Here is a 10708-nt window from a genome sequence, read left to right on the forward strand (position 1 = left end):
CGATGAGAACGATCATTTTATTTTTACTTACTTTTGCAACTATATATGCCGCTAAGATAAGCGATGTTGCAAATATCGTCGGAGTCAGGGACAACCACCTTATCGGCTATTCACTGGTAGTGGGCTTGGAAAAAACCGGTGACGGTACGACCTCAAAATTTACACTTCAATCAATTGCAAATATGCTAAAAGCCATGAATATTGATATGAACTCTATAGATATCAAGTCAAAGAACGTTGCGGCGGTCGTTGTAACGGCGGAACTTGCTCCTTTTGCAAGACAGGGCGATAAGATAGATATAACCGTCTCATCCATCGGTGATGCGAAATCACTTGAGGGCGGAACGCTTCTTATGACTCCCTTAAAAGGGGTTGACGGCAAGATATACGCGCTTGCTCAGGGTTCTATAAGTATAGGCGGCAGAAACGGACAGGGCGGGGCAGACTCTCACCCGACTACAGGTCTTATCTATAACGGCGGTTTGGTCGAGAGAGAGATCAACATAGACCTCTACAATCAAGAGTTTATAACGCTCTCGCTAAAAGATGCAAACTTTCAAAACAGCGTAACGATCCAAAAGACCCTAAACGAGCTTTACAGTACGCAGGTAGCCGTGGCAATGGACTCTAGGACCATCAGACTAAAAAAGCCTAAAAACAAAAGCATGGTGGAGTTTTTAGCTGAGGTCCAAGAGATAGATATGGACTATAACGTAAAAGACAGAATTGTCATAAACGAGAGAACCGGAACGATAATATCCGGAGTCGGCATTGAGATAAAACCTATTGTAATGACGCACGGGGATATAACAATTAAAATCACGGAACAAGATGAGCTAAGCAGACCGGCAGGCTCGATGAGCGTAGATGAAAATATGGTGATAGGGCTTAATGAGAACGAGCTCTATACAAAAACCGGAAGTACGACAGTGGCAAATCTTGTCCGCTCACTGCAAAAGCTTGGGGCTACACCAAAAGATATTATTTCGATCTTAGAGGCTATAAAGAGTGCCGGAAGTATCTCTGCAGAGCTAAAACTAATATAAGGATTGATGATGAACATAGATGCACAACTTATATCGCAACAGCATCAACTGCCTAAGATAGATGCAAAAGTCGATGATGCCAAGTTAAGAGAGCAGACGGATGCATTTGAGTCTGTCATTTTAAAGATGTTGATGGATGATGCGATGAAGGATGAGAAAAACCTTTTCACTCAGGCGAATGACCCTGGAGACAAGATATATAAATCCATGTACAGGGAGGAGCTTGCAAAGGCAAGTGCAGGAGGATTTGGCTTTTCTCAAATGCTTTACGATTTTTTAAGCCGTAAGTAGCAAAAAAGCTAATATTTTATCTGTTTTTGTCGATATGGTTGTATTGACAAGAAGATAAAAAGGATAAGTTATGATTTCACAAGTTAATCAAGCGGGTGTTCGCACCGCTTATGCAAATAGTTTAGGCGAAGGAAAGGAAGTCTCCAAGAAAGCTTCCGCAACAGTTTCGCAACAAGGCGACACAAGCAAGGTCGAACGGATAAAAGAGGCTCTTGAGTCCGGCGAATATAAAATAAACCTGCAAGCTCTTTCAGAGAAGATAGCTGAAGAGTTGATGTAGGTTTTAATTCAAACAAATAAGGATTATGCCATGTTATCTTATCATTTACAAAGCGCTATAAACGATTTAAGGGATTTAATAAAGATCACGGAGTCGGACATAGAAGATATTCAGGTGGCAAATCACAATCCTCAGTTTGACAGATTAAAGCTAAAAGAGGAGAAGCTAAAGAGCTTTGAATCAAAAAAAGCAATGATAGACCATGAGATCTCGGCTCTTATACGTCTTCATCCGGATGTGGAGCTGCCGGAACTTTTAAACGAAGAGCAGCATAATATGCTAAATGAGCTAAAAGTTGAACTCTCAAATCTTCACTCCATCAACAAGCGTTATGCAAAGCTCGTACTTGCCGTCAGCAATCTCTACAACACTTTTTTAGAAAATTTAATCCCTACAGAGATGAACGGCTACAATAAGGTCGCTTCGAAAGATTCGACAATATTGAAAGTGAGAGCGTAATATGGCTTCAATATTCAATACACTTAACATCGGTTACAGCGGACTTTCTGCTTCTCAAGTTGGAGTCAATACCACCAGCCATAACATAACTAATGCCGAGAGCGACGGTTATACGAGACAAAGGGTTGTGACAGCGGCGTCAACTCCTATCTACAGTGCGGCCGGAAATGTGGGCAACGGCACGCAGATAATGGATATTGCCCGTATATTTGACAATTTTGTTTATGACAGATATACAGGAATTTCATCCGATAAAGAGTATTCCGATTTTACTAAAACTACGCTAGAAGAGCTCTCCACATACTTTCCTGAGATAGATGATGTCGGGATAAAGTCCGATCTCAAAGAGTACTACAATATGTGGCAGACATTCTCGGACAATCCGGATAACGATGCGATAAAACTTGCACTTGCAAAGCAGACCGAGACGCTATCAGCGAGCATAACATCTGTACAGGGCAAGATCGTTGCCCTTCAAGAGAGCATTAACGAGCAGCTCTCGGTAAATGTAAAAGAGGTAAATACGTTGGCTGAAGAGCTTGCCAATGTGAACAAATCAATTGAGATAGCAGAAGCTGGCGGGGCTTATACGGCGAACGATCTAAGAGATAAAAGAAGCTCAATAGAGTTAAGACTCGCAAAGCTTATTGGTGCTGAGTCGCATATTGAGAAAATCACATCAAATTCGGCTATTGACAGCTCGTCAAACGAGGGTTACGGCAGTTACACTTTAAGCGTGAACGGTTTTAACATAGTAGACGGCGGCTCTTTTCATCCTATACACATTTCAAGCGACAATAATATCAACGGATTTTACGAGCTCTCATATGAGAGACAGGATGGTGTGCTTATCTCCATGGATGAAAGTATTCAAGGCGGCAGAATAGGTGCGATCCTAGACCTCAGAGGAGACAAGAGACTCGATGATACTTCAGGTGTTCCGAGCAACGGAGTGTTGCAGCGGGTTATAGACCAGATGGATGCTTTTGCCAACACTCTGATAGAGTCAACAAATAATCTATATGCTGCAAGTGCCACAACCAAGATGGAGTCAAATACTATTGACATAAGTGACACTCAGTCCATAGTCCGCTCTTCACTTAATATAAGAAACGGTTCTTTTGACGTGGTTATGTATGACATCGACGGAAATGTGACTGCAAGAAGAGCTATAAATATAGATTCAGTTACTTCCATGACTGGTGCTCCGGGCTCTAACTCAATAGAGGGACAGCTAAGTGCACAGGGTGATGACAATGGTGACGGAAATGCCAATAACGATATAGATGATTTTATACAGTTCAATTGGGCTACATACCCGGACGGAACTAATGCTGTCGAGTTTATTATGGATCCTGCTTATGCGGCTAAAGGCTACTCTTTCTCAATTGAGGATAATCTGATAGACGGAAATTTTAACACAGGCTCAAACTTTGCGGGAGCATTGGGGTTAAATAGATTTTTTGACGGTAGCAATGCAAAAGATATTAATCTGAGTTTTGAACTAAAAGAGAACACTACAAAAATTTCTGCAGGAAAATCTTCTTCAACGGGTGATAACAGACTCTCTATGGACATGATCCAGCAGCAGTTTGAAAAGTATGATTTTGAAGTAGGAAATACGGTGTATGACTCTACAATTTATGGAATGTTCGATGTTGTTGCTACAGAGGTCGGTGTGACCACCAATCAGGCGATAATAAACAATCAGACAATTTCTGCTCAGTTTAACGCTACAGAGATGGAGTTTTTCTCCATCTCAAAAGTAAGTATTGACGAAGAGCTGACAAATCTAATAAAATATCAAACATCTTACGGTGCCGCTTCAAAGATAATCACAACAGTTGACCAGATGATGCAGACACTGCTCGGAATCAAACAGTAACTCTGTATGCCGAAATTTAGTATATTTATACTTCTGTTTGTTTTTATTTTCTCTTTTTTAGGCTCTTTTTTCTATGGCGTAGATGCATACTCTTTAAACAGTGCCGCTATTTTACTGCCGCCTTCAAGTGAGTACTTTTTGGGTACGGACAGGCTTGGCAGAGATATTTTGGCCAGGCTTATCGAGGGAGGCAAAGTCTCCCTTGTCATCGGGGTAGGGAGCGCATTTATAGCCTCTTTAATAGGTCTTATATTGGGATCAATGGCTGGATATTTTCGCGGAAGCGTAGACAGAGGTTTTGTTGTTTTGGTTGATCTGTTTTTGACATTCCCTACTTTTTTTCTTCTTTTGGCACTTGTGAGCTACGTAAATGCCTCAGCTTGGGTACTGATCGTAATTATCTCTATAACAGGATGGATGACCACGGCAAGGCTTATCCGCTCAGAGAGTTTTAGCATAACATCTCAGCCATACATAAAGATACTAAACATTGCAAATGTAGGCAAATTAAAGATACTCTTTAAGTATTACGCTCCGCTTCTCGCACCCATCTACTTTGTAAGTTTTACTTTTGGAGTAGGCGGTGCGATTTTGGCAGAGTCCGGGCTTAGTTTTTTAGGACTGGGAATAGTCGCGCCGCAGATGAGCTGGGGTACTATTCTTAGCAGCGGAAAAGATGTCGTAGAGATCGCATGGTGGGTCAGTTTCTTCCCGGGTCTTATGATATTTTTGGTCACGTTCTCCCTTATAAATATTTCGAATTACCTTCAGCAGCTAACCAATAAAAAAGAGATCCAATAAAAAATTTAAATAAGTGACACAAAAGAGCAAAAGCGATATAATGCACCCAATTGAATTTAGGATAAATTATGATTTTAATGATTGATAATTATGACAGCTTTACTTATAATATTGTTCAGTACTGCAGAGAATTAGGGGCAGATTTAAAAATAATCAGAAATGATGAATTGAGTGTGGAAGAGATAGAAGCCCTAAAGCCTGAAAAAATTATCATATCACCCGGTCCTGCGACCCCTGATGATGCGGGCGTTACCCTCAAAGTAATAGAACATTTTAAAGACAAGGTGCCAATTTTGGGCATCTGTTTAGGCCATCAAAGCATTGCTCAGGCTTTTGGAGCAAAAGTAGTGCGGGCTAAAAATATGATGCATGGCAAAACATCTACGATGAAGCGCACGAAAGAGTGCGAGATATTTAAAGATATTCCAAAAGAGTTCATTGCGACCAGATACCACTCTCTCATAGTGGACAAAAACTCTCTTCCCGATACTATAGAAGCGACCGCATACAGCACGGATGATGACGAGATAATGGCGTTAAAGGTAAATGACAAAGATATTTACGGTGTCCAGTTTCATCCAGAATCCATCATGAGCCAATATGGTCACGAGATGATCGGAAACTTTTTAAAGATATGAGCATAAGAAACATCTTTTTCTTGATAATAGGATTAGATGCACTCTGGCTTGCCTTGCAGATAGGAGAACTCTCTATCTCATATAACGAAGCTGAGATATTAAATGGGGATTTCTCGCTTCTGCAGCTTTTGATCAACAGCTCGATAATGCTCTTTGGTCAAAACGATTTTGCTTTGCGACTTCCTATGATACTTCTGCATATTTTGAGCGCTATACTGCTGTATGATATATCAAAAAAGTACATAAAAGTTCAAAGAAACAGACTCTGGCTTATTATAATCTTCATACTCTTACCCGGAGTAATAAGCTCATCCATCATTGTTAACAGCGCAGGCTTGATTCTCTTTGGTCTGTTTCTGTTTGTATATATTTATGAAAACTACTCCATAAAGTACAGCTATATTCTGCTTCTTTTTTACATGCTTATTGATGGTGGATTTTCCGCTCTTTTCATGGGACTTGTTTTCTATTCGCTTTATAAAAAAGATAGAAGATTTCTTCTATTCAATATACTTATGTTCTTCTCTTCTCTATCTATTTACGGAATAGATACTCACGGCTCTCCAAAAGGCTATTTTTTGGACTCTATTGGAATATATGCGGCAATTTTCTCACCGATCATCTTTATTTATCTTTTTTACACGCTCTATCGGAGATATTTGACCAAAGAGTTCGATATGTTGTGGTTTGTTTCAACCGTTGCACTTCTCTTTTCGCTTCTGCTCTCATTTAGACAGCGTGTTCCCATAGAGTATTTCGCCCCGTATGTCATACTCTGCCTTCCTCTGGTAGCACAAACTTTTGAGCACTCCTATAGAGTACGCTTAAGTATTTTTAGAAGGAACTATAGAGTGGCATTTGTCGTCTCGCTTGTTCTGCTTCTGATAAACTCTTCGGTGGTATTTTTTAACAAATATCTTTATTACGTCATAGAGGAGCCAAAAAAGCACTTTTCATATAAGATGCATGTCGCAAAAGAGTTGGCGCAAGAGCTTAAAGGCATGGGAATAGAGTGTATAAACTCAGATGAAAAGATGTCAAAAAGACTTGAATTTTACGGTGTAACAAAATGCAACAATTATCTGCTTGAAGAAATTTCTACAGATTCTAGAAAAAAGGATAGTGTAACTATAAGTTACAAAAATAGAGCAGTTTATTCTGCTAATGTTACTAAAATATACACAAATTAAATCTATTTCCCACTTAATCTCCATATATACCGCCAGATTGGTTTACATGTGATAATATTTCATAAATATTAAAAATAGGGAGTTGCAATGGCTCAAAAAGCGATTAGAGAATTTGACGCAAAGTCAATTTTGGCTAAGCATTGGGATAAGTATTTTCCAGATTTCACTTATGCATACGAAACGGTTATGGTTCAAAATGGATCAGAACTTACTAAAGCTGCAAAAGAGAAAAAATGGTTAAAAGAAAAAACATTAGTTGCTAAACCAGATATGCTATTTGGTAAAAGAGGAAAGAATGGTTTGGTTCTTTTTAAAGACGCTAAGCCGGGCGATGTATCTTTAGCAAAAGCATCATCTTGGATCGATGAAAAATCTTCTGAAAAACAATCAGTATATTTTTCATTTGACGGTGACACCCCAACAGGCGAAGCAAAAGTTGATATGCTCACTCACTTTATCGTTGAGCCGTTTACTCCTCACTCTCAAGAAGAGGAGTACTATATCTCTGCAACATGTGTCGGTGATGACGATGTTCTATATATGTCTGCAGAAGGCGGTATGGAAGTTGAAGAGAACTGGGACAAAGTTGTAGAGGTGTCATTCCCTATTACTGCAACTGAAGAAGAGATCGCTGATAAGATCAGAAAAAATATCCCAAAAGATGTTGCAAAAAATGACAAAGAAGCGTTTGCAGAGTTCGCTATAGGTTTCTTTAAAGCTTACAGAGAGTTAAACTTTGCATACCTAGAGATCAACCCATTTGTTCTTCAGGGCAAAAAAGTCGAGCTTTTAGATATGGTTGCAAAACTTGACGATACTGCTGGATTTATGATGAGAGAGCAGTGGGGTGATGTTGAGTATCCTACATCATTCGGTATGGAAGAGAAATCTCCTGAAGTTTTAGCTATTGAAGATGCAGATAGCAAATCAGGAGCTTCATTAAAACTTACAATCCTAAAGCCAGATGCTAGAGTTTGGACGATGGTTGCAGGCGGCGGTGCTTCGGTTGTTTATGCTGACACTATTGCTGACTTGGCAGGTATCGAAGATCTTGCTAACTACGGTGAGTATTCGGGCGGACCGACTACAAGCGAGACAAAATTTTATGCTGAGACGATTCTTGATCTTATGACAAGAAGCAAAGATGCTAAGGGCAGAGATAAAGTTCTTATCATCGGCGGTGCTATTGCAAACTTCACGGATGTTGCAAAAACTTTTACGGGTATCATTCAAGCATTTGAGAACTATGCAGACAAAATGAAAGATGTAGGCATCAAGATCTACGTAAGACGCGGTGGACCAAATTATGAAAAAGGTCTTAAAGATATTAAAGAGGCAGCGGATAGACTAGGGCTTTATATTGAAGTTTACGGACCTGAGACGCATGTTACAGATATCGTGCGTATGGCATTAACAAAGTAAGGATTAGAGATGGCGCAATTATACACAAGAGACACACAGGCGATTTTTTGGAATAACAACGCAAGTGCTATTCAAAGAATGCTAGATTATGACTATACTATAAAGAGAACTAAACCTTCGGTAGCGGGAATTGTCGCACCTACAAGCAGCTCTAAATTTGAGAAGTTTTTCTATGGACCGGATGAAGTTATGATCCCTCTATATAAAACTACTGCAGAAGCTAAGGCTGCTCAGCCGCAAGCTGACGTACTTTTAAACTTTGCATCGTTTAGAACTGCATACGATGTAACTATGGAAGCGCTAGAGATAGGCGGATTTAAATCTATCATGGTAACAGCTGAAGGTATTCCTGAGAGATTGGCACGTAAGATGAACGCTACTGCAAAAGCTCAAAACGTGATCGTGATCGGACCTGCAACTGTTGGTGCAATTGCTCCGGGTGCATTTAAGATCGCAAATATCGGTGGAACAATTGAAAATATCGTTCAGTCTAAGCTTCACCGTGCAGGTTCATGCGGACTTGTGACTCGTTCAGGTGGTCTTTTCAATGAACTTTCAAACATCATCGCTATCAATGCAGACGGTATCGCTGAAGGTGTTGCTATCGGCGGAGACAGATTTGTCGGTTCAGTTTTCATTGACAACCTTTTAAGAATGGAAGCAAACCCTGAAGTTAAATATATGCTGCTTTTAGGTGAAGTAGGCGGAACTGAAGAGTACAAAGTTATCGAAGCTGTAAAAAGCGGAAAGATAAAAAAGCCAATTATCGCATGGTGTATCGGTACGATCGCTAAGTACTATGACAGCGGTGTACAATTCGGTCACGCAGGAGCATCTGCAAACGGTGACATGGAGACAGCTGAAGCTAAAAACAAGGCTATGAAAGAGGTTGGCATCCACGTTCCGGCATCATTCAACGATCTACCTGAGATAATAAGTGCAGTATACCACGAGCTACATGCTGAAGGTATTATTAAAGATATTGCAGAGCCTGCGATCAATGTATGTCCGAGCGTTAGAAAATCTAAAGAGTTTATCTGTACTATCTCTGATGACAGAGGTGATGAGGCAACATACGCAGGTTTCCCTATCTCTTCACTTGCTACTCCTGACACAGGAAAAGGTATCGGTGATGTTGTTTCGCTTCTATGGTTCAAAAAACAGTATCCGAAATGGGCTACGGACTTTATCGAGACTGTTATCAAAACGGTTGCAGATCACGGTCCTGCAGTTTCAGGTGCTCACAATGCAAAAGTTACTGCACGTGCAGGCAAAAGCGTTGTTGAGTCACTTGTAACAGGTCTTTTGACAATCGGACCAAGATTCGGCGGTGCAATTGACGGTGCTGCACAATACTTCAAGTATGCAGATGACAACAAGCTGACTCCTGCAGAGTTCTTGAATCATATGAAAAAAGAGGGCGTTCCTATTCCTGGTATCGGGCATAGAATCAAATCTCTTAAAAACCCTGACTTGCGTGTAGAGGGTCTTAAGAAATATGCGGCTGCCCACTTTCCTGCGACTCCGCTACTTGACTATGCACTAACTGTTGAGCAGTTGACAACGTCTAAAAAAGAGAACCTGATTCTTAACGTTGACGGTACTATCGGTATCTTAATGGTCGATATGTGGAGAGCGCTTGGATACAGCGAAGATGAGATAAACGAGTTTATCTCAAGCGGTACTCTAAATGCATTCTTTATCGTTGGAAGAAGCATAGGATTTATCGGTCACGTGCTTGATGAAAAACGTCTTGCAATGCCGATGTACAGACATCCGATGTCTGACATTCTTTACGATGTTCAGGTTGCAGAGAAACTGTAGTCTATTTTCTATATTTCAAGGAGATTACTCTCCTTGAATTATTATTTATCCTCATTTTAAAACTCTCTCTTTAATAAAATTATTTCCGATTTTCATAATTTTTTTGATATACTTGTAGTAAATAGATTTAACTGGATTGGTTATGAAAAAAGCATTCACTATGCTCGAACTTGTATTCGTAATTGTTGTTATTGGGATTTTAGCTGCTGTAGTAATTCCCAGAATAGGATCGAACAAACTTCAAGAAGCTGCAATTCAGGTTGTCTCACATATTAGATATACTCAGCATTTGGCGCTGGTTGATGATAAGTTTAATGAAGCTCCTGTTGCTAATGAATGGTATAAAAAAAGATGGCAGATTCAATTTGAATCTGGCGCAGTAGAAGTGGGCTATATGATTTATTCAGATATAAATCATGGGGGCAATGCAGATGCTGGTGAATTTGCGATAGATCCATTGAGCCGTAAAACAATATCAGAAGGCAGTGATATTGCAAATTTAAAGAAAAAGTACGGAATTACACAGGTTCAATTTGATAATACTTGCAGAGGTGGAGCTACCGGTGAACTGTCATTCGATTTTTTAGGCCGTCCTTATTTCCATTTAACTGCAACTTCAAATAATTATGAGAATTTACTTACAGCTAATTGTGATATAACGCTTACAAGCTCTGAAGGTGAAGCAAAAATAAGAGTTCATCCTGAAACAGGGTATACGTGTGTATTAGACAGTGCAGGAACTGACTGTATTTAAAGTCTTAATTAATTTCCAAAAAAATTAAGAAATAAATAAGCGTAACTTCTCTATAATTCCCCTCCACAAAACAAGCGAAGCGAAGTTTCTAGGTGAGCAATAGCGAACTGGAAAACAG

General features: G+C 39.9%; 11 protein-coding genes. All 11 read left to right on the forward strand.

What is annotated here, in order from left to right; translation table 11 throughout:
• Nucleotides 1-2 precede the first annotated feature (2 nt).
• The 11 genes from RBR61_RS05490 (at nucleotide 3) to RBR61_RS05540 (ending at nucleotide 10590) form a co-directional block, all read left to right on the forward strand.
• Complete coding sequence (locus RBR61_RS05490) at nucleotides 3-1046, forward strand: flagellar basal body P-ring protein FlgI (RefSeq protein ID WP_320342640.1); 1044 nt, start codon at nucleotides 3-5, stop codon at nucleotides 1044-1046.
• A gap of 9 nt (nucleotides 1047-1055) precedes the next feature.
• Entirely contained in the window at nucleotides 1056-1337 is a 282-nt protein-coding gene (locus RBR61_RS05495) for a rod-binding protein (RefSeq protein WP_320342641.1), read from the forward strand.
• A gap of 70 nt (nucleotides 1338-1407) precedes the next feature.
• Nucleotides 1408-1617 (forward strand): flagellar biosynthesis anti-sigma factor FlgM, encoded by a 210-nt coding sequence (locus tag RBR61_RS05500; RefSeq protein WP_320342643.1) that lies wholly within the window; start codon nucleotides 1408-1410, stop codon nucleotides 1615-1617.
• A gap of 30 nt (nucleotides 1618-1647) precedes the next feature.
• Nucleotides 1648-2076 (forward strand): hypothetical protein, encoded by a 429-nt coding sequence (locus RBR61_RS05505; protein WP_320342645.1) that lies wholly within the window; start codon nucleotides 1648-1650, stop codon nucleotides 2074-2076.
• A 1-nt stretch (nucleotide 2077) separates the two neighbouring features.
• Nucleotides 2078-3961 (forward strand): flagellar hook-associated protein FlgK, encoded by a 1884-nt coding sequence (gene flgK, locus RBR61_RS05510; RefSeq protein ID WP_320342646.1) that lies wholly within the window; start codon nucleotides 2078-2080, stop codon nucleotides 3959-3961.
• Between the two features lie 6 nt (nucleotides 3962-3967).
• Entirely contained in the window at nucleotides 3968-4762 is a 795-nt protein-coding gene (locus RBR61_RS05515; RefSeq protein ID WP_320342647.1) for an ABC transporter permease, read from the forward strand.
• A gap of 68 nt (nucleotides 4763-4830) precedes the next feature.
• Nucleotides 4831-5400, forward strand: a complete 570-nt coding sequence (locus RBR61_RS05520) for an aminodeoxychorismate/anthranilate synthase component II (RefSeq protein WP_320342648.1) — start codon at nucleotides 4831-4833, stop codon at nucleotides 5398-5400.
• Entirely contained in the window at nucleotides 5397-6590 is a 1194-nt protein-coding gene (locus RBR61_RS05525; protein WP_320342649.1) for a hypothetical protein, read from the forward strand. Before RBR61_RS05520 ends, RBR61_RS05525 begins: the two co-directional genes overlap by 4 nt.
• An 87-nt stretch (nucleotides 6591-6677) precedes the next feature.
• Nucleotides 6678-8012 (forward strand): ATP citrate lyase citrate-binding domain-containing protein, encoded by a 1335-nt coding sequence (locus RBR61_RS05530; protein WP_320342650.1) that lies wholly within the window; start codon nucleotides 6678-6680, stop codon nucleotides 8010-8012.
• A gap of 9 nt (nucleotides 8013-8021) precedes the next feature.
• Complete coding sequence (locus RBR61_RS05535) at nucleotides 8022-9836, forward strand: citrate/2-methylcitrate synthase (protein ID WP_320342652.1); 1815 nt, start codon at nucleotides 8022-8024, stop codon at nucleotides 9834-9836.
• 142 nt (nucleotides 9837-9978) lie between these two features.
• On the forward strand, nucleotides 9979-10590 hold the full coding sequence (locus tag RBR61_RS05540; protein WP_320342653.1) for a type II secretion system protein: 612 nt from the start codon (nucleotides 9979-9981) through the stop codon (nucleotides 10588-10590).
• Nucleotides 10591-10708: the final 118 nt, after the last annotated feature.

It is taken from the genome of Sulfurimonas sp. (assembly GCF_034005705.1).
Lineage (GTDB): Bacteria > Campylobacterota > Campylobacteria > Campylobacterales > Sulfurimonadaceae > Sulfurimonas.